Below are 18,891 nucleotides of genomic sequence, written 5' to 3' on the forward strand. Positions count from 1 at the left end.
GTACATCGGGCCTTCGACAGGAACCCCGGGCCGCTCCGCAGAAGCAACACCAGAAGCTATCCCGGATAGCGATGCGGCAACAGCCATGACAACCGAAATCTTGGCAAGCATTACAACTCCTCAAAGTCAGGCGAATTTTGGCGCGCAAACAATGCTCGTATGTATAGGTCGTCACCCCTTAGTTCGCGCAGATACAGTTCGGTCAGAGGCTCGTAGCACAGCCATTTCGCATAGCGTTTGCACACCCGACTGGTCCCCTTTCGACTCTCGGCCGATCACTATGTAGGACGTGGCACGTCCCCGATCGGTTCCATGGATCTCCGCAGTCTGGTCCGCGCTGTGCGTGATGTGGTCGGCGTCAACCGACCGCCGCATCACCTGCATCGTTGCCCGCTCCCGCGTCGGCGAAGGCGCGGGCGTAGCGGGTGCCGACCAGGAGCAGCAGGATGCCGACGACCAGGAACGCGGCGACGCGGACGAGCCCGTCCAGGGTGGCCAGGTCGAAGAGGAACAGTTTGGCCAAAGCGGCGGCAGTGACCAGCAATCCGGATCCGAGGGCGAGTTTGGCCACGGCGGGTGCGCCGGCAAGCCTGCGTAATCCGAACAGGAGGGCCGCGGTGGCGCCCGCCATCCACAGGATGGTCGCGGCGCTGTGGCCGATGAGGAATCCGTTCGGCGTGCCGGTCGCGACGCCGATGGATACCGTCGCCGCGGTCACCGCGTAGAGTCCCGCGACGCTCGCGGCGATCCACTGCAATTCGCCGCCTGCCGCCATACCGGGGAGCCGTCGCGCGCACCACAGCGCCACCGCGACCACCCCGAGGGCGAGCACCGCGCCGAGCACGGTCGCCGAGCCCAAATTCGCCTCGGAACGAGCCTGCGAGGCAAGAATTCCCGGGCCCGCGACGTTCAGCAACGCGAATCCGCCGAGTACGGCGAAGGCCGCCCCGATTCCGGCCGCGACGCGGGACCGCTGCTGACCCGCCACGCCGAGAAAGACCGGCGCCACCATGAGCAGAGCGATCGGCAGCGTCTCCGTCTCGGACACGCCGACGCACGCCTCGAGCAAGGCGAGTGAGCCCGCCACGGCGGCGACCACGCTGGTATGTCCCGGAATCCGCAGGTACGCGCCGAGTTTCGGCATCATGGGCGCCGCGGCGACGAGCAGGAGCACCGCGGCGGCGACCGACGCCACCAGCACGGCGGCGCGCCGGTCCTCGTACATGCCGGGCGCGATCAGCATCGGGACCAGCGCCGACGCCATCGTCAGCGAGGCGGTGAGGTCGGCGGGCCGATGCCGGACGACGACGATCGTCCCGGCGAGCCCGACCAGCGCGACCGCCGCCGCGGCGACCAGCAACCAGGCCCGCTCACCCGCCGCGGGAGTACCGAGTACGGCACCCACGAGAAACACGAACGTCGCGAGTACCGCGGGGATCGTCCGCGCCGCGTGCAAGTATGGCCAGTTCCGCGGCAATTGAACCGGTACGCAGGCCGCCTGCAACACGATCAGGAACCCCAGCAGCACCAGACGAGTGGTCAGCACCGGCGACAGGGCCGCCACGGCGAGCACCACCAGCACGGCCAGCGGCTGCGACCGCCACCGCATCGCGAGTCCGACGCCCACGGCGGCGACACCGAAGGCGACCGCGAGTCCGAGCACCGGATGCAGCCAGTGGTAGATCGCGGTCGCCGCGACCACGTCGAGGTAAGCACCGGCGATGCCGGTGGCCGCCAAAGCGATTCCGCCGACCCGTCCGCCGGTCCGCCCGAAGACCCGCACGCCCGCGCCCACCAGCGCAGCCGAGAACACACCGCCGGCGACCACCCTCGGCACCGGCCCGAAGAAACCCGCCTGCGCGGCCAGCACCAGCAACATCGCGACGCCGATCAGCGTCACCGCGACACCGGCCAACGCCAGGATCCGGCTGATCACCCCGTCCCGCTGCCACCATGGCGTGTGTGGCACGCGCGGCCCTGCCGCGCGTGGTGGGACGGGCGGACGCGGCGGCGACATCGGCGACGCGACTCCCGGCATCGGTCCCCGCGGGTTCGGCGCCCACGGCGCGCCGCCACCCCATCCCCCGCTGGGCGGTGGGGCGAAACGCGCCACGTAAGCGGGCTGTGGCGCGGGAATCGGTGCACCAGTCATCGGAGCATGCCCGGGCCAAGGTGGTGTCGGGTCACCGGCTCCGCCGGACATCGCAGCCGCGCCGGTTTGCGTCTGCTGAGCGCCCGGCGTCGCGGCCGAAGCCGGTCCCGCGGAAGACGTGCGCCCCGGCTGCGCAGTAACCCCCTGACCTGCGGCGGAATCCGCGGCGACCTGCTCGCGCAGCAGCTCCAGATCACGACCGAGCGCACCCAGCCGCGTCCCCAGCGTGGTGAACTCGCCGGAGAGCCGCGCGAGCAGCGCCGGATCGATAGAGGTAGTCATGACTTCATGCTGGTTGCCACCACGCGCGCGAGCATGAGTAGTAACCCCTGTAGACAGCCGAGATCTACCTGTTCTCGCCGGATTACCGGTCGTGCACGTCCCGCGGACACGACCGGCCCCCACCCGGGAAGTCGAGTGAGGGCCGGTCCGCGCCAGATGGTCAGTAGGCACGCAGGCCGATGACCTCGTGCACGGCTTCGATCACCGCGGAACGCGGCGGCATCCGAAGCACGCCGGGCGCGGGCTCCCCTGCCCAGTGCCAGCCGAGAGGGGAGTCGGAACTGGGGAGCAGGATGATCCGGCCGCCCGGGACCACGGTGACCTGGTGACCGGCGAGGCTGCGCCGGATCGGGACCTCCACGGGCCGCGCGGGGCTCGGCGGCGTGACGAGGAAGGTCCAGTTGCGTTCGCCCGGATCGGCGACCACGGGCGCGGTGTGGTGGCGTTCCAGCTGGGTCAGGACCTTACGGCCCAGTTCCGGTGGCATGACGATCGCGCCGATGATGGAACCGGTGGTGATTATCGGGCGTCCGGCGAGAAGCTGAACCGGCAGCCCGTAGGTATGCCGCAGCAGGTGCGCGACTTCGTGGGGAGAATGACAGCGCTCGAACATGGCCCTACCCCGCCCCGAAGAAGCCGGATCCGCTGACGGCAACGGACCTTTGGCATAGCAACTCCTGCTGGTCGCGCACCCGCCGCCTGGGGAACGCGGGTAGGGCGCTGACGAAGCGTGCCGATCGAGTGGTGCTGTGGCGCGCTGGTCGCTTGGTCTGTGCATCGAGCCCGCACGCGCGATCGGCGCGTCCGGCCTGCACGGTGTTGTTCGGCATGGTGATCATTGCCGCCGCCCTTTGCTGTCAAAGTTGCAGAAAGGCAACGGTATTCCAACCAGCAGCCAACTAGTCGTACGCAATGTCCCACTTCGGTCGAGTTCGATGGCATAGCGTCGTACTCTGAAACCCAGATTTAACAAAAGGACTTGGGTACATGGACGAATCGTCGATCGGAGTTCGGATCCGCCAGTTCCGCGGGAAGGCGCTCACCCAGCGCCAGCTCGCCGATCAGGCCGGGGTCAGCGTGGATCTGGTGCGCAAGCTCGAGCAGGGCGGTCGCCAGACCGCCTCGATCGCCAGCTTGCAGAAGATCGCGCGCGCCTTGGATGTGGACATCGCCGACCTCATCGGCAAACGCCACGGCGTGCCGTCCGCCAATCCGGACGCGGGCATCGTCGCCATCCGCCGCGCGCTGACGCCGGTCGACGACCTGCTCGGCGAGACCAAGGAGGAGGCGGCGGTCAGCCTCGACGACGGTCGCCGAGCGGTCGAGTACGCCTGGGGCGCTTACTGGTCGGGCCGCTACGAAACGCTGACCTCCATCCTTCCGCCTGGACTGACCCAGCTGCGCGCCACCGTGCACGCCGCCCGCAACGGTTCGGTCGCGCCCGCCAACGAGCTGCTGGCCAGGATGTACTGGGTAACCGGCTGCACGCTGGTGCATCTCGGCCAGACCGATCCGGCGTTCCTGGCGATCCGCCAAGCGCTCGCCGCGGCCGAGCTCGGCAACGACCCGCTGCTGCTGGCCACCATCCGTGGCTCGGTCGCCTGGCAGCTGCTGGTGCAGGGCCGCTACGAGGAGTCGCGCGGCGTCGCGTTGAACGCGGCGGCGAATCTGGAGCCTTCCGGCGATGTCACGGCCGCCCATCTGTCCGCCTACGGCTCGCTGGTGTTGCAGGGTGCGACCGCGGCGGGCCGGGCGCAGGACGTGCCGGGCGCCTTGTCGCTGGTCGAGGCAGCGAGCGAGGTCGCGCTGCGGATCGGCGGGGATCGCCAGGATTACGAAACCTATTTCGGCCCTTCGCAGGTGGTCATGCAGACCGTCGACGTGAACGTCTCCTCCGAGCGTTACCCGGAGGCGCTGGCCGCCGCCAAGGACATGCCGGTCAACGGGAGTCTCCCGCAGGCGTCGCGGGCCCGCCACCTGGCCGACACCGCGGTCGCGCTGACCCGCACCGGGCAGCACCAGCGCGCGCTCGACGCGCTGCTGACCGCCGAACGGGTGGGCGGAGCGGACTGGCTGAAATACCAGACGCTGCCCCGGCACATCGTGTCCGAACTGCTCGACCACGACCGGAAGGTGCCGCTGCGCGCGTTCGCCCGCCGCATCGGGGTCAACACCTAGACCGCCGGACGCTCGCCCGCCCGGTCGATCACGTCGTCCAGCACCTCGCGCGAGCGCACGAGATCATTGATCGTGCGGGTGATCCGCTCCCGCTCGGTCCGCAGCTCCGCGACGAGCGCCGGGGTGGCGTACTCGTTGGGGCCGCCGTCCGCATCCCGCATGCACGGCAGGATCCGCGCGATCTTCTTGCTGGTCAGCCCCGCCGCGAGCAGTTCCTGAATGTGAATGACCCGGTCCACGGCCCGCTCCGGATACTCGCGATGGCCGCCGGGCGTGCGATCGGACGCCAATAGCCCCTGCTGCTCGTAGTAGCGCAGTGACCGCTCACTGACGCCGGTACGCTCGGCAAGCTCCCCGATCCGCATCCGCCACCTCGACTTTCGCGTCGGCTCAGCGCCCCATCAATCGGCGCCAGTGCGCCAGGAACGGATGCTTGGCGGTGACCGATCCCAGCCGCATCCGGCCGTGCACCACCAGGTGCAGCGGGCCGAGCGGCGGTCCGGTGCGGACCTTGTTGTTCACGCTCGAACCGATCAGTTCCAGCGCGTTCAGGTCGACGGTGGCCTCGGCGGGCACGATCAGGGTCACCGAACCGCAGTAGTCGTCGATGCGGACCTCGACCACCTGGGTCGACATGATCGCTTCGGTGAAGTCCAGGGTTACCCCGGACATCCAGTTGTTCAGATACAGCCTGGGCGCCACCTGCCACGGGCCGCGGCGATTGACCGCGGACATGCGCGCGCGGATCACATTGCCCGCCGTATTCGAGCCGGGAACCGGAGGGGCCGGCTTGCCGAAGGCGCGCGAGGAGTGCACGAAGGTCGACGGCGGGGCGGCGGGCTGGCCGATCAGGCGGACGCCGGGGAGGTCGATGAGCACGGCGTTCAGTTCTCCGCGCGTCTTCGCGGCCAGCGCGGTGTCCATCCGCTCGGTGAACTCACCGAGCGAGAGCATGCCCAAGCCGACCGCGCGCTGCAAGAGCTGTCCGACGTGTTCGCGCTCCGTGTCCGACACCCGCAGTTCCCGGTCACCCACCGTGGACGCCGCGGGGTTGCCGCCATCGGAGCCGACCGCATTGGATACCGATTCGGGGCCGACCATGCAATCGAGGTTACCGAGCGCACGACCACGGCCGCATCAGGGCGATCCCCGATTCCGGCCTCCGCCTGTCGCCATTTCCGTATTACTCGAGTCCCTGCTCGATGACATAGCGGGTCAATTCGACCCGGTTCGCCAGCTGGAGTTTGCGCAGCGTCGCCTGCACGTGGTTCTCCACCGTGCGATGGCTCAGGCCCAGCCGCGCCGCGATCTGCTTGGCGGACAGTCCTTTCGCCACCATCCGCAGCACCTCGGTCTCCCGCTCGGTGAGGGCGGGGCGATGCGGCTCGTCGAGCTCAGCAGGCGCGGTCGCCATGCGCCGGTACTCGCCGAGCACGAGCCCCGCCAGGCCGGGCGTGAAGACAGCCTGACCGGCGGCGGTGGCGCGAACGGCGTCGATCAGCTCCGCCACCGACGCGCTCTTGACCAGATACCCCGAGGCCCCGGCCTTGATCGCGTCCAGGACGTCGTCGCGCTCTGCCGATGCCGAGAGCACCAGCACCCGGGTCCGCGGCGAAACGCGCAGCACCTCGGCAGTGGCCTGCGCCCCGTTGCCGTCGGGGAACTGCATGTCCATCAGCACCACGTCCGGCCGCACCGCCGCTGCCCGCCTGGTCGCCGCGCCGACGCCATCGGCCGTGGCCGTCACCTGAAATCCGGCCTCGGTGAGATCGCGGGAGACGCCGTCCCGCCACATCGGGTGATCGTCCACAACCATCACCGAAATGGTCTCGGCCGCCCGGTCCGTCATCCGCGCCTCCCGTCTTCGCCCATGCCCGCGCCTCGCCGGCGCTCACTCATCTCGGCACCCGGAATTCCCATTCGGTGCCGAACCCGACGCCGCCATCGATCTCGGTGAGCAGGTCCGCGCTGCCGCCGAGCGCCGCGATCCGCCCGACGATCGACCGCGACACCCCCATCCGCCCTTCGGCTTCCGCCTCGGCCAACCGGCCCGGCGGGATGCCGACACCATCGTCGCGCACACTGACCACCAGTTCGTCGCCGGTGTCCTCCAGTAGCACATACGCTTTCGCATCCGGTCCGGCGTGCAGCTCCACATTGGACAGCGCGGTGGCCACGGCGGCCGCGATCTCGTTCGCCACCCAGCGCCCGACCCGCACCGGATCGCCCGGCGTCGACACCGACACCTTGGGCGTGGACTGCGCGGTCAGCAGCGGACGCAGGTCCACCTCGGTCCCGCCTTCGTCTCGGTGGTCGGCCTGCTCGGAAATCAGCACCCGCAGGGCCACCTCTTGCTCACCGGCGCGCCGCGCCAGTTCCTCCGTGGGACCGCCGATGGCGCTGCCACGGCGCTTGATGTAGCTGAGTACCTGTAACACGCCGTCGTGCACCTCGCGGGAAAGACGTTCACGCTCTTCGGCGGCCGCGGTCAGGCGCACCGCGCGCTCGAGTTGATCTTGTGCGCGGCGCGCGGTGTTGGCGGCCAGCCCCAAGGCAAGGCCCACCGAGACGAGCACCGGCACCGTCGCATCCGTCCACACGTCCTCGCCCCACTGGTCGCGCACGGTCAGCGACACCGCGGCGATCAGCGCGCCGGACAGCACGCCCGCGATCGGTCCGCGCAGGATCGCCGCGCCGATCACGGCGTTGGTGGCCCACAGCGTGGTCGGCAGCGTCTGGTGTCCGTGGTACCAGCCGTAGTCGGCGACCAGCCTGGTGGCGGCCATCAGCCCGATCACCACCACGTGATCGCCGATCACCACCCAGGTGCGCAACCGGGCGACGCCGGGGAACTGCCACTGCGACAACATGATCGCCGAAGCACCCGACCACACGGCCATCAACGCGATCAGCACCCAGCTCAACCGCTGGTTGGAGTAGTACGGCACGGAGGCGATCTGCTGACCGACCGCGTACAGCAGCGTGACCAGCCGCAGCGCCTGGGCGGCCCGCCACAGCGGCGTGGTCGCCACGTCGGCCGAGCGCAACTCAGGTGTTCGCCGCGCCGCCATCGAATTCCGCGCCCTCATCGGATTCCGCCCGCTGCCGCGCGGCTTCCCGCTCCGCGCCTGACGGTCCCGCCGTTTCCTGCTCAGCCGCTTTCCCCCCTTCGTGTCCCGCGGCTTTCCGCTCCGCCGCCTGCCGGTGCGCCGCCTCGACCAGTGTCGCCACCACGTCGAACCGGCCGGGATCGGGTCGGTCCGGTTCGGCCGCATACAACCTGCGATGGTCCTCGCCGGTCTGCAATTCCTCGAACAGCTCCTCGGGACCTTCCAGCAGCGACCGGATCGCGGTGTTCATCACCGCGACGAACGGCACCGCGAGCAGACCCCCGGCGATGCCGCCCAGCACCACACCGGCGGTGATGGCCAGCACCACGGCGAGGGGATGGATGCTCACCGCCCGGCCGAGCAGCAGCGGTTGCAGCACATGGCCCTCGAGCTGCATCACCGCGATGATGATGCCGAGCACGATCAGGGCGGTGACGAGCCCCTTGGTCACCAGCGCGATGAACACCGCGATGAATCCGGCGAGGAACGCGCCGATGATCGGGATGAACGCGCCGATGAACACCAGCGAGGCCAGCGGAAGCGCCAGCGGCACGCCCAGGATCGCCAATCCGGCGCCGATGCCGATGGCGTCCACCGCGGCGACCACCACGGTCGCGCGAACGAACCCGACCAGCGTGCCGAACCCGAGTTGGCCCGCGGTGCGCACCCGCTCGCGGTGCTCGGTCGGCACGATCCTGGTGACGAACTCCCAGATCTGATCCCCGCCGTAGAGGAAGAAGATCAGGATGAACATGGTCAGGAAAGCGCCGGTGAGCAACTCGCCGATCACGGTCGCGGTGGTGAGCGCCCCGCTGGTCAGACTGGCCTGATTGGACTGGATGGCCTTGACGATGGCGTCGCCCGCGTTGCGGATCTGCTCGTTGCTCAGGTGCAGCCGTCCATTGATCAGCCAGTCCTGAATCTGATGGATGCTGTCGGTGAATTTGGCGGACAGCTGCGGCACACCGGCGACGAACTGCTCGACGACGAACGTCATGATGCCCGCGACCACACCGAGCGACCCCACCAGCGCGACGAAGACGCCCAGCACGCGCGGTATCCCCAGGCGCTGCATCCAGTCCACCAGCGGTGCGAGCAGCGCCGCCGCGAGCAGCGCGATGGCAAGCGGAATGACCACCGTGGCCAACTTCTGCACGATCGCGGTGACCGCGATCGCCAGCGCGAACAGCACCAGCAGCCGCCAGCCCCACTCCGCGGCGACGCGCACGACCGGGTGCACCATCTCCGCCGCGGGCCGCGACAGGCTGATTTTCCGCTCTGGACTCGACTTCGGCTCGGTCACCTCCGTGAGCCTAATCGGCGCGGTCGGACGTGGTCCTTCTTCAGTCCGCGCAGCACGGCGCCCGGACAGGCCCACTTGTCGAAACGCTAGATTGGTCCTCGTGTCGGCGCCCTTGGAAGCGGTCAAACAGACCATGCGAACGCGCTGGCCGCTGTACCTGACATCGATGCTGCTGGCGAACGCTTTCGGCGCGGTTCTGGTATGGGCTTTCATCCAGTACGGGCTGCCCGTCCCGGAGGGTGAGCCCTCCGGTGTCAGGCGCACCGGCCTGCTGATCCCGGCCCTGGTCTTCCTGACCGGCGGCCTGCTCAGCGTGGCCGCCTCCGCCCTGATGCTGCGACCGGTGATGCGCTGGCAGATGCGCGGCGGACCGCCGAGCCGGCAAGAGCAGATGGCCGCGCTGCACGCCCCGCTGCGTCAGGCGATCCTGCATCTCGCGCTGTGGTTCATCGGCGGAGCCATCCTCGCCGCGCTGATCATCAAGGACACCCCCGAGCTGGCGGGCGCGGTCGTGGTCACCGAATGCATGGCCGCGACCTTCGTCTTCGGCTTCACCTACATGCTGGGCGAACGCATCCTGCGGCCGGTCGCGGCCCAGGCGCTGACCGAGGGGACCTTCGACCACACCCTGACCCCTGGCATCGGCACCAGGATGGCGATGACCTGGGGACTGGGCACCTTCGCCCCCACCATCGCCATCGTGCTGCTGTGCGTCACCCAGATCTCCTCGGATGTGAAGTTCTCCGCCCAGTCGCTGGCGCTGTCCATCCTGCTGCTGTGCGGCGTGGTGATCATGCAGGCCCTCGCGCTGTCCATGCTCACCGGTTCCAGCATCTCCGACCCGGTGCGCCAGCTCAGCCAAGCGATCGACCGGGTGCAAGCCGGCGCACGCGACGTTCAGGTCGAGGTCTTCGACGGCAGCGTCATCGGGCTGCTGCAGGTCGGCTTCAACCGGATGATGGAGGAGGCCGCCAAGCGCCGCCAGCTGCAAGAGCTGTTCGGCCAGCACGTCGGCGAGGACGTGGCCCAGCGGGCGCTGGACTACGGCACCGAGCTCGGCGGCGAGACACGCTTCGTCGCGGTGCTGTTCGTCGACATGGTCGGCTCGACGGCGACCGCGGCCGAGCGCCCGCCCACCGAAGTGGTGAGCCTGCTCAACGAGTTCTTCCGCATCGTGGTCGACGTGATCGACCGTCACCACGGTTTCGTGAACAAATTCGTCGGCGACGCGGCGCTGGCCATCTTCGGCGCGCCGCTGGACCGCCCGGACGCGCCGACCGCCGCGCTCGCCGCCGCACGGGAGCTGCGCGAAACCCTGCGCGAAGTCCCCGGCCTCGACATCGGAATCGGCGTTTCGGCGGGTCTGGCCGTCGCGGGGAATATCGGTGCCGCGAACCGTTTCGAATACACGGTGATCGGAGATCCGGTCAACGAGGCATCCCGGCTGACCGAACTGGCCAAAGAACGGCCCGGCCGGACACTGGCGTCGGGCAGCGCGCTGTATTTCGCCGAGGAAAGCGAGCAGGAGCAGTGGGAAACCGGCGACGAGGTACAGCTGCGCGGCAGACGCAGGAAAACGCTGTTGGCCTGGCCACGGGAAAGGGACGACGCGCCCGAGGGTACCGATGTCGAAACGGCGCGTTCGTTAGGCTGACCGCGTGACGGCCGACGGGGAACTGGCAGGAGAACCTGCGCCGCCGCCCACGGCGGGTTCCCGCCGTGGCAGATTCCGGTGGCTGAAATGGGTGCTCGGAGCCGCCCTGCTGGCCTTGCTGATCGCCGAGGGGGTATACCTCTGGCCCCGGCTGCACGAATCCTGGCGCAAACTCACCGAAATCCACTGGGGCTGGCTCGCGGTCGCCATCTGGCTGCAGGCGGTGTCCATGAGCGGTTTCGCCAGAGTGCAGAAACAGCTGCTCAACGCGGGCGGCGTGGCGGTGAGTCAGCGGAAGTCGGTCGCGGTTGTCTACGGCGCGACCGCGATGTCGGTCACCCTGCCCGCGGGCCAAGTTTTCTCCACGGCCTTCACCTACCGGCAGACCAGGCGCTGGGGTGCGAGTCCGATCGTCGCCTCCTGGCAGCTGGTGTTCTCCGGTGTGGTCGCCGCGGTGGGACTGGCGCTGCTCGGCGTCGGCGGCACGCTACTGGCGGGCGGGAACGTCGGCCCACTCAACCTGATCCTCTCGCTGGCCGCCATCGTCGTGCTGGTATTGGCGGGTAACTACGTCTCGCGCAATCCCGGTTCGCTCGAAGCGCTGCTGCGCAGGCAGCTCGCGCTGGTCAACCGGCTGCGCAAGCGCCCGCGGGACCAGGGCGCGAACAAGATCGCCGACGTGCTCGGCCAGCTGGAGTCGGTGGATCTCGGCAAGCGCGACGGCGTCCTGGTCGCGGTATGGGCGGTGGTCCATCGCTTCGCCGATGTGGCCTGCCTCGGTGCGGCCTGTTACGCGGTCGGCGCCGACCCGCGTATGGCCGGGCTGCTGCTCGCGTTCGCCATCGGCAAGGTGGTCGGCTCCATCCCGTTCGCACCCGGCGGCATCGTCTACGTCGACGCGACACTGATCTACGGTCTCACCGCCGCCGCGGGACTGTCCGCCGCGCAGGCGGTCGCCGCGGCGTTCGTCTACCGGATGGTGAGCTTCATCCTGGTCGCCATCGTCGGCTGGATCGTGTTCCTGTTCCTGTTCCGGACACGCCAGGCCGAGGACGCGGAGTTCGAGAAGGAATTCGAGCAGCGGCGGTTGTGAGCCGGGTGGCCCCACTACGCTTGCCCGCGTGAGGAAACTGCTGCCGCTGGTCACGGATGCGCTGCTGGTCATCGTCTTCTGCGCGATCGGAAGGCGCAGCCACGACGAAGCCGTCCTCGCCGGGCTGCTGCGCACCTTCTGGCCGTTCGCCACCGGACTGGCCGTGGGCTGGCTCATCGTCGCGTCCGGCCGATGGTGGCGCAGGGCCGACGAGCCTGGGTTCGATGGTACGGCCCTGTGGCCCACCGGAATCGTGGTCTGGATCAGCACCCTGGTCGGCGGCATGCTGCTGCGCGTGGTGAGCGGTCAGGGCACGGCGGTCAGCTTCGTGCTGGTCGCAGGCACCGTGCTCGCGCTGTTCCTGCTCGGGTGGCGCGCCGCGTTCGGGGCCCTGAGCCGATCACGGTTCCGGGGTCGCCAGCGCCTGTAGCATCCTGGCCGCCATTCGCGCGGTCGCGTCTCTGCTGTCCACGTCCTTGATGTGAACGGCGAAGACCAGATCGCCCATGCCGCCGATCAACCATCCGTCCCGCCCCGCGATCGCGGCGAACGCGTTGACGTCCCGGTAGCGGCGCACACTGGCCAGCTCCGGCGCGTTCGTGGCGTCGCGCAACAGGCCGCGCAGCCGATCGGCGGTCTCCGGCGACAGCGGCGCGAGCTGGGCGTCGGTGGTGCTCGGCCGAGCGACCTCGATCATCGGCGGCGGCACCGAGCCGCGCGCGATCGTGGCCGCGGCGATCGCCATGCCGAACGGACTGGCCAGCACCGCGTCCGAACCGGCACCCTGGACGACCTGCTCGGCGCTGCGTCCCGCCACGGCCAGCCGGCCGGTCACCTCGTCCAAGCCGGGCACCTTGAAGTCGATGCCGACCCCGAGGGCGGTCGCCGCCTCGGCCGCGTCCTGCACCGAGACCTCCTGCGGCGCCTTGCCTTTGGCCACCGCCGCGACCGTGCGGAACAGGTCCATGGCACCGCCGACCGGATACAACCCGGTGAACGCCACGGGGCCGTGCTCGCTGGCGTAGCTGTTCTGCGCGACCGCGACCACCGCCCCGCTGGACGGCTGGATCGCCACGATCGAGGCGGGCGTGCCCACGCTGACCACCGCGTCCTCGGCGGCACGCTGCAAGCGCTGGTCCATGGTGCCCGCGATGTCCGGCCCCGGCGGGCCCTGCTGGCCGGCGAGCTGCGTGATGAACCGGCCATCCCGCTCGAACAACTGGACACCCCAGCCGGAGTGCTCCTCCTGGCTTTCCTGCTGCACCTTGCGCAACGCGTCCAGCATCGGCGACCAGACCCTGCGGTCGGCGGAGATCAGCCGCGGCTGCTTCTCCATGACCACGCCGGGAATCGGCGCCATCCGCGGTTCCAGAATGGCGAAATCACCCTCGCGCAGGTTGACCGCGATGATCGGCTTGCCCTGTGAGGTGGCCAGCTGCTGCATCAGCGACGGCCCGGTGATCAGCGGCGCGACCGGCGCGATGGCCTTGGCCAGCGCATCGGTCGAGGCCACCGGGTCGGGCATCTTCGCGGGGTCGAGCTTGATGACGTTGATGATCTGCTCGGTCATCAGCGGCTGGCCGACCATGTCGTTGACCCGAGGGGCGGGCGACGGCAGGGTACGCACCAACCGGACCGTCCGGTTGTGCGCCAGCTGCGGCATGACCACCGCGGGCTCCCAGGAGATCCGCCAGCCGATGGCCAGCTTGCGCACGTTGCCCTGCAGGCTGTAGTTCCAGGTCTTCTTCTCGCCGAAGCTCCACTCGACGTCCATGCTGAAGATCCCCGACTGCGCGTCGAGACCGATGAATTGGGTCTTGCGGTAGTCGACCTTGCCGGGCTGGAGTCCGTCGAACATTTGCTTCAACGTTGCCGAAGCCGCAGTGGGGTACGACGTCAGGTCCGCCGCCTTGGCGTAGTCCTGATCGTCGAGCAGATCCGTGAAGCGCTCTACGACTGCCTCGGCTTCATTCTGCTTCTCGTGTATCCCACACGACCCGATCGCGAGCGCGAGCGATGCCACCGCCATGAGTGCCATTGCGCCCCGAACGCGAAAGGGGCGGGATCCCCACACATCCATGTCGCCCACTCTTCACTCTTGTCACTCCAGTAACAAGACCACCGTACCCGAAAAAGACCAGACCGCGATGCCTCCGTAGCGCGGACGTTACCCATGCTCAGCATCCCAATTCTGCCCCGGGATCTCGCATCTCGGGGGGCCTTTCATGATCATCGACCGGCCGCACGGAGGCAAACCGGCGCCGCTCCGGCGCCGCTACCGTACCGGCCTCCACGAAAAGTCGCGCGGTTACCGCCGTACCGGACGCTTCGAATCAATAAATACCCTTCCGCGCCCCGATCGAAGCATGCGGGCCCTGTTCGCACAGAGCGGAACCCGCGCGCTCAATTGCGAAGTAATCTTGTAATCAGTGAAAGCAACGCACCACAGTAAGTAGGTGACTCTCCATGAGAAACACACACCGCGGCCGCGGTTTCGGACGACCGGGCGGCTGGCAGCAGGCCGACCTGCCGGATCCCGCGGACGTGCCGGACTGGTTCGCCGGAAGATTGCCAAGCGACTGGTTCTCCGGTCCGCCGGTGATCGAGGTGGACCGGGACGAGATCGTCGTCATCGGTGAGCTGCCGATCCCGCAACCGGAGAAGCGGCAGACCGACGACGCCGAAGCGAAGACCGACGACGCCGGAGCGCAGACCGACGAGGTGCCGCGCGCGACCAAAGAGGGCGCCGTGGCCCGCTTCCGCGAGTCCACCCGCCCGGCTCGCATGCAGATCGCGAACGAAGCGCAGCACCGCTACCGGCGCAGTGTCGCCTGGGGCGTATCGGTGGACGGGGAACGGATCATGTTCACCCACCTGGCCGTTCCCGTCATGACCCGGCTGCGTCAGCCGGAACGCAAGGTGCTCGACACCCTGGTCGACGCGGGCGTGGCCCGTTCCCGCGCCGACGCGCTCGCCTGGACGGTGAAACTGGCGGGCAAGCACGCGGAAGCGTGGCTGGAGGAACTGCGCGTAGCGATGCGCAAGGTCGACGATCTGCGCTCGGAAGGACCGCAGGGGCTCTAGCCGGGCCGGGTCTACTGTTGCGTGCATGGCTGAGACCGTCGGCGCGACGCCGGGCCCGATCCTCGTGCTCAACGGCCCGAATCTGAACATGCTCGGCACCCGGCAACCGGAGGTGTACGGGTCGGCGACCTTGGACGACGTCGTGGAACTGTGCAAGCGGACCGCGGCGAAGTTCGACCGGGAGGTCGTCGCCTTCCAGTCCAATTCCGAGGGCGCGCTGATCGATCGCATCCATCAGGCGCGCGGCGCCGAGTCGGGCATCGTGATCAATCCCGGCGGACTCACCCATACGTCGGTGGCGCTGCGGGACGCGCTGGTGATTCCGGAGCTCCCCATTGTCGAGGTGCACATCAGCAATGTGCACGCGCGTGAGGAGTTCCGGCACCACTCGTACATCTCCCCGATCGCCACCGCCGTGGTCGCGGGAATGGGGATCCAGGGCTACGCCGCCGCCATCGAATTCCTGGCGCGCTCGGCCTGATCCGACCAGCGTCCTCGGCATTTCTCACTTGGCGAGCCGGAAAACCGGAAACCCGGGTGCGATGGCGGCGAGTTCGGTGTCGGTGGCGTCTTTGGTCACGCCCTCGAAGAACTTGCCGACCTCCCAGCCCCACTTCTGCAGATAGAGCCGCAGCAACGGCACCTTGTCGGCGTCGGGCACCTCCGTGGCGGTGAACGCCTCGACCTTGCGACCGAGCCGCAGCTCACCGCCGCCCGCGACCCGCAGGTTGCGCACCCACTGCGTGTGTCCGCGCGGCGCCACCAGAAAGCGCTCGCCGTCCTCGCGCACCAGCAGATTGACCATCGTGGTCCGCCACTCACCGCTCTTGCGCCCGCGCACCGCGAGCAGCCGCGAACCCATCACGCTGATTCCCAGTTTGGGCAGCAGATTGAAGATCCGGTTGAAGAACGGATCCAGTCCGGCGGGGCCGATGTAGCGGGTGCTGTAGTCCATGTCCGACTCCTCGATTGTGAGCACTGCTCTCTATAGCGAGAAGTGTTCCATGTTTCCCACGGCCAAGTCAAGAGCACTGCTCTCTATTTCGGCTTACATCGGTGCGCCGGACATAGCAGGCCGGGAAGCGCGTCACCCAGCACGGCCATAGGAGCCCAGGTGGGTGACGCGGGCGACTCAGCCCGCGCTGCCGGTAGCCGGAAGCGGCCGGGGATTGGTTTGCGGATTCACTCGGCCGCGACCGTGCCTGTCCTTGCCTTCCCGGTCGCGGCCGCTGTGGTCGTAGCCGACTCGGTCATAGCCGAATCTGTCGTAGCCACCGCGGTCGTAGCCTGAATGGTCATAGCCGTGACGGTCGTAACCATCGGTGCCGTAGGGGCTGGGCATGGGGGGAGCCGGGGTAGGCGTGGACGTAGGAGCCGGCGGGGAGGCTGGTGCAGGCGTCGAGGTTCGAGCTCGAAGATGACCTTCGACCGCGGCTCCCGTGTTCCTCGCAGGGCCAGTTGATTCCTCGCCCATGTACCGGCGTGAGTGAGGAAGCGACCAGCGCTGCGAGGTCGGGCGGCGGCAGGACTACGCGTCGCCGCGCATCAGCGCGTAGGTGGAGACCGGCTTGCCCGCCTGCTCGCTGGCGGCCACGGCCTTGCGCCAGAACGACTGGGAGGTGTGCGAGAACGTCGCGTCGACACCGACTTCCTCGCTCGCGTCGATGATGTGCTGGGCGCCCGCGTCCATCATCTTCAGGCTGGCCAGGGTGGCCCATCCGCCGTTCTGGTTGGCGACCGAGAACTCCTCCATGAAGTAGGGGAAGGCGGCGGCCGAACGGATCGCGAACGGGACGAACGCGGCGATGTCGTGGCCCGCGCGCTCGATCATCGCGGTCGCCTGGTCGAAGGCGAGCAGCCAGGGATGGAAGATGGTCAGCAGACCCTGGTAGAAGACCTGCGCCAGGCCGTCGTCCGCGCCGAGGTACTCCTGCGGGCTCAACGGGCGCAGCAGTTCGGCGTGGGCGTCGAAGACCTCCCGTGGGCCGCTGTAGAAGATGTACGACGCCGGATGCACGATGTTGTCGCCGGCCGACATGACGCCGCCGGAGAGGAACTGCGCACCGTGCGAGCGAACCCACTCGGCGCCCTTGCGGGCCTTCTCCGGCGAATCGGAGGACAGATTCGCGATCACCTTGCCCTTCAGGTGATCGGTCGCCTGACCGAGCACGTCGTACATGGCCGCGTAGTGGGTGAGGCTGAGCACGGTGACCTCGTTGGCGTCGAGCGCGTCCGCGACGGTCGCGGCGCGCTTGGCGCCCAGTTCGACCATGGCGTCGACCTTCTCGGAGCTGCGGTTCCACACCGTCACCTCCACGCCGGCGTCCAGGAAAGCCCGGACCATCGCCTGACCCATCGGGCCGAGCCCGATGACGGAGACGGCGCTGGCGGTGGTCTGCTCGGACATGATGTGTCCCTTCGGTTGTCGTTCGGATTGCTGTCGGCGCCGGAATCCATCGTCGTTCCCGCAGGTAGAGTCGGGAAGACCGTACGTCGAGGTGCGGTTGCTTACCTCGAGGTTCGAAAACAGGTCAGAGGAGCGCGGTGGGCATGAGCAGTGACGCGGATCACGATGTGTGTGGCATGACGGTCGCCATCGATGTCGTCGGCGGAAAGTGGAAGTTGCACCTGATGTGGGTGCTCGGGGCCGGCCCGCAGCGATTCGGCCAGATCCGCCGGCTCCTCACCGGGGTCAGCGAGAAGGTGCTCGCCGAGAATCTGCGCCAGCTGGAAGCCAGTGGCGTGGTGCACCGCGAGGTGTATCCCGAAGTCCCTCCGCGGGTCGAATATTCGCTCACCGCGCTCGGTCAGGAACTCGCCGTCGCGCTGCGCCCGCTCGAGGAGTGGGGCGACCGGCACCGGCACGAACTGACCGCGAACCTGTTGGCGTCCGCGAGTTAAGTCAGCTGCTCGACCGCGATACGCGCGCCGACGCGTTCGAGCAGCGACGCCGCGTCGGTCATACAGCGTGCCGGATCGGGTTCCAGGTCGGTCAGCGCATAGCAGTCCGCGAAACCCGCGGCCCGCACCTCGTCGGGCTCGAGGAGCGTGCGGCCGGCCACGGCGACCACCGGAACACCCGCCTCGCGAGCCACCGCGCAGACACCGACGGGAGCCTTGCCGTGCAAGCTCTGCCGATCGAGCGAGCCTTCGCCGGTGAGGACGAGGGTGGCGGTGGCGAGCAGGTCGCGGAATTCGAGGAGTTCGAGCACGACGTCGATGCCGCTGCGAACCCGCGCACCCAGCACGGCGAGCGCTCCGAAACCGGTACCGCCCGCGGCGCCCGCACCGGGACGGCCTGCGAAATCGGGTCCCGCGACGGACGCCCAGGTGCCGAGCGCGGATTCGAGCACGTCCGACTCCGCCGGACCCGCGCCCTTCTGCGGCGCGTATACCGCGACCGCACCGTTCGCTCCGAGCAGCGGATTGTCGACGTCGCAGGCCAGCGTGAACGTCGTGGCGGCGATTCCGGGGTGCATGGCGGAACGATCCAGTTCGGCGGCGCGCGCCAAAACAGCTCCACCCGTGGACAATTCCCGCCCGTTGGCGTCCAGGATGCGCGCGCCCAGCGCTTGCAGCATGCCCGCCCCTCCGTCGGTGGACGCGCTGCCGCCGAGACCTAGGACGATGTCGGTCACACCGTGGTCCATGGCATGCGCCAGGACTACGCCCAACCCGTACGTGCTCGCGCCGAGCGGATCGAGCCGCCCCTCGGGCAGAGCCGACAAACCGACCACGGCCGCCAATTCGACGACCGCCCGCGTCCCGTGCCGGGCGTAGGCCGCCCGACGTGGCACCCCGGTCGGTCCCGGCGCCGTCAGCTCCACGCGCGTCCAACCGGCGGCGACGAACGCCTCGACCGTGCCGTCACCACCATCGGCAACCGGAACCAGCCGGGCGTCGACATTCGGCGCGCTCCGCGTCAATCCCGCGGCCAGCGCCACCGCCACCTGCGGCGCGGAAAGCGACCCCTTGAACTTGTCCGGAGCGAGGATCACCCGGGCGGTGGATGCACGCGTCATCCCCACATTGTCG

At 68.8% G+C, this 18,891-nt stretch carries 19 protein-coding genes; 7 read left to right on the plus strand and 12 right to left on the minus strand.

From position 1 onward, the window contains the following. Positions 1-358: 358 nt before the first annotated feature. Together ACWPXK_RS31845 and ACWPXK_RS31850 are read right to left on the minus strand one after the other, a co-directional pair. The gene (locus ACWPXK_RS31845; protein WP_454199867.1) at positions 359-2,434 is read right to left on the minus strand and encodes a DUF2339 domain-containing protein; all 2,076 of its coding nucleotides are present in this window, start codon (positions 2,432-2,434) and stop codon (positions 359-361) included. Between the two features lie 160 nt (positions 2,435-2,594). Further along, positions 2,595-3,047 carry a hypothetical protein gene (locus tag ACWPXK_RS31850; RefSeq protein WP_454199868.1) on the minus strand — a complete coding sequence of 151 codons (453 nt, stop codon included), beginning with the start codon at positions 3,045-3,047 and terminating at the stop codon, positions 2,595-2,597. Positions 3,048-3,421: 374 nt separating this feature from the next. On the opposite strand from ACWPXK_RS31850, the gene ACWPXK_RS31855 reads away from it, so the two are divergent. Further along, the gene (locus tag ACWPXK_RS31855; RefSeq protein WP_454199869.1) at positions 3,422-4,612 is read left to right on the plus strand and encodes a helix-turn-helix domain-containing protein; all 1,191 of its coding nucleotides are present in this window, start codon (positions 3,422-3,424) and stop codon (positions 4,610-4,612) included. Here the strand turns inward: ACWPXK_RS31855 and ACWPXK_RS31860 are convergent. The 5 genes from ACWPXK_RS31860 to ACWPXK_RS31880 all read right to left on the minus strand — a co-directional run bounded on the left by ACWPXK_RS31860 (position 4,609) and on the right by ACWPXK_RS31880 (position 8,965). Continuing rightward, complete coding sequence (locus tag ACWPXK_RS31860; protein ID WP_364320912.1) at positions 4,609-4,977, minus strand: MerR family transcriptional regulator; 369 nt, start codon at positions 4,975-4,977, stop codon at positions 4,609-4,611. The two genes, ACWPXK_RS31855 and ACWPXK_RS31860, sit on opposite strands and share 4 nt — an antisense overlap. A 25-nt stretch (positions 4,978-5,002) precedes the next feature. Then, positions 5,003-5,647, minus strand: a complete 645-nt coding sequence (locus tag ACWPXK_RS31865) for a DUF1707 SHOCT-like domain-containing protein (protein WP_454199920.1) — start codon at positions 5,645-5,647, stop codon at positions 5,003-5,005. Between the two features lie 148 nt (positions 5,648-5,795). Continuing rightward, positions 5,796-6,461, minus strand: coding sequence for a response regulator (locus ACWPXK_RS31870; RefSeq protein WP_454199870.1), 666 nt, complete (start codon positions 6,459-6,461; stop codon positions 5,796-5,798). A gap of 46 nt (positions 6,462-6,507) precedes the next feature. After that, positions 6,508-7,683: a MacS family sensor histidine kinase gene (macS, locus tag ACWPXK_RS31875; RefSeq protein WP_454199921.1), complete on the minus strand. Its 1,176-nt coding sequence runs from the start codon at positions 7,681-7,683 to the stop codon at positions 6,508-6,510. Further along, a complete protein-coding gene (locus tag ACWPXK_RS31880) occupies positions 7,661-8,965 on the minus strand; it encodes an AI-2E family transporter (protein ID WP_454199922.1) in 1,305 nt (434 codons plus the stop codon). Before ACWPXK_RS31880 ends, macS begins: the two co-directional genes overlap by 23 nt. 193 nt (positions 8,966-9,158) lie before the next feature. On the opposite strand from ACWPXK_RS31880, the gene ACWPXK_RS31885 reads away from it, so the two are divergent. From ACWPXK_RS31885 to ACWPXK_RS31895, 3 genes are read left to right on the plus strand one after another with little or no spacing between them, the layout of a single operon-like run. Continuing rightward, on the plus strand, positions 9,159-10,679 hold the full coding sequence (locus ACWPXK_RS31885; RefSeq protein WP_454199923.1) for an adenylate/guanylate cyclase domain-containing protein: 1,521 nt from the start codon (positions 9,159-9,161) through the stop codon (positions 10,677-10,679). A 4-nt stretch (positions 10,680-10,683) separates the two neighbouring features. Next, positions 10,684-11,772: a lysylphosphatidylglycerol synthase transmembrane domain-containing protein gene (locus ACWPXK_RS31890; protein WP_454199871.1), complete on the plus strand. Its 1,089-nt coding sequence runs from the start codon at positions 10,684-10,686 to the stop codon at positions 11,770-11,772. Between the two features lie 28 nt (positions 11,773-11,800). Next, positions 11,801-12,202, plus strand: a complete 402-nt coding sequence (locus tag ACWPXK_RS31895) for a DUF3054 domain-containing protein (protein WP_454199872.1) — start codon at positions 11,801-11,803, stop codon at positions 12,200-12,202. On the opposite strand, the gene ACWPXK_RS31900 is transcribed toward ACWPXK_RS31895, so the two are convergent. Beyond that, on the minus strand, positions 12,173-13,801 hold the full coding sequence (locus tag ACWPXK_RS31900) for an NTF2-like N-terminal transpeptidase domain-containing protein (protein ID WP_454199873.1): 1,629 nt from the start codon (positions 13,799-13,801) through the stop codon (positions 12,173-12,175). The genes ACWPXK_RS31895 and ACWPXK_RS31900 overlap by 30 nt on opposite strands. 437 nt (positions 13,802-14,238) lie before the next feature. Between ACWPXK_RS31900 and ACWPXK_RS31905 the strand changes: the two genes are divergently transcribed. Both ACWPXK_RS31905 and aroQ read left to right on the plus strand, forming a co-directional pair. Then, positions 14,239-14,856, plus strand: coding sequence for a hypothetical protein (locus ACWPXK_RS31905; protein ID WP_454199874.1), 618 nt, complete (start codon positions 14,239-14,241; stop codon positions 14,854-14,856). Between the two features lie 25 nt (positions 14,857-14,881). Continuing rightward, complete coding sequence (gene aroQ, locus ACWPXK_RS31910; RefSeq protein ID WP_040784787.1) at positions 14,882-15,337, plus strand: type II 3-dehydroquinate dehydratase; 456 nt, start codon at positions 14,882-14,884, stop codon at positions 15,335-15,337. A 24-nt stretch (positions 15,338-15,361) separates the two neighbouring features. Here aroQ and ACWPXK_RS31915 read toward each other — a convergent pair whose 3' ends face one another. The 3 genes from ACWPXK_RS31915 to ACWPXK_RS31925 all read right to left on the minus strand — a co-directional run bounded on the left by ACWPXK_RS31915 (position 15,362) and on the right by ACWPXK_RS31925 (position 17,518). Beyond that, positions 15,362-15,811, minus strand: coding sequence for a nitroreductase family deazaflavin-dependent oxidoreductase (locus ACWPXK_RS31915; RefSeq protein ID WP_454199875.1), 450 nt, complete (start codon positions 15,809-15,811; stop codon positions 15,362-15,364). 177 nt (positions 15,812-15,988) lie between these two features. Beyond that, complete coding sequence (locus ACWPXK_RS31920) at positions 15,989-16,198, minus strand: hypothetical protein (RefSeq protein ID WP_454199876.1); 210 nt, start codon at positions 16,196-16,198, stop codon at positions 15,989-15,991. 186 nt (positions 16,199-16,384) lie between these two features. Then, on the minus strand, positions 16,385-17,518 hold the full coding sequence (locus ACWPXK_RS31925) for an NAD(P)-dependent oxidoreductase (protein WP_454199924.1): 1,134 nt from the start codon (positions 17,516-17,518) through the stop codon (positions 16,385-16,387). Here ACWPXK_RS31925 and ACWPXK_RS31930 point away from each other — a divergent pair. After that, entirely contained in the window at positions 17,407-17,757 is a 351-nt protein-coding gene (locus tag ACWPXK_RS31930) for a winged helix-turn-helix transcriptional regulator (protein WP_454199877.1), read from the plus strand. The genes ACWPXK_RS31925 and ACWPXK_RS31930 overlap by 112 nt on opposite strands. On the opposite strand, the gene ACWPXK_RS31935 is transcribed toward ACWPXK_RS31930, so the two are convergent. Further along, positions 17,754-18,878: a glycerate kinase gene (locus tag ACWPXK_RS31935; RefSeq protein ID WP_454199878.1), complete on the minus strand. Its 1,125-nt coding sequence runs from the start codon at positions 18,876-18,878 to the stop codon at positions 17,754-17,756. The two genes, ACWPXK_RS31930 and ACWPXK_RS31935, sit on opposite strands and share 4 nt — an antisense overlap. Between the last annotated feature and the right edge of the window lie 13 nt (positions 18,879-18,891).

It is taken from the genome of Nocardia sp. Marseille-Q1738 (assembly GCF_965283145.1).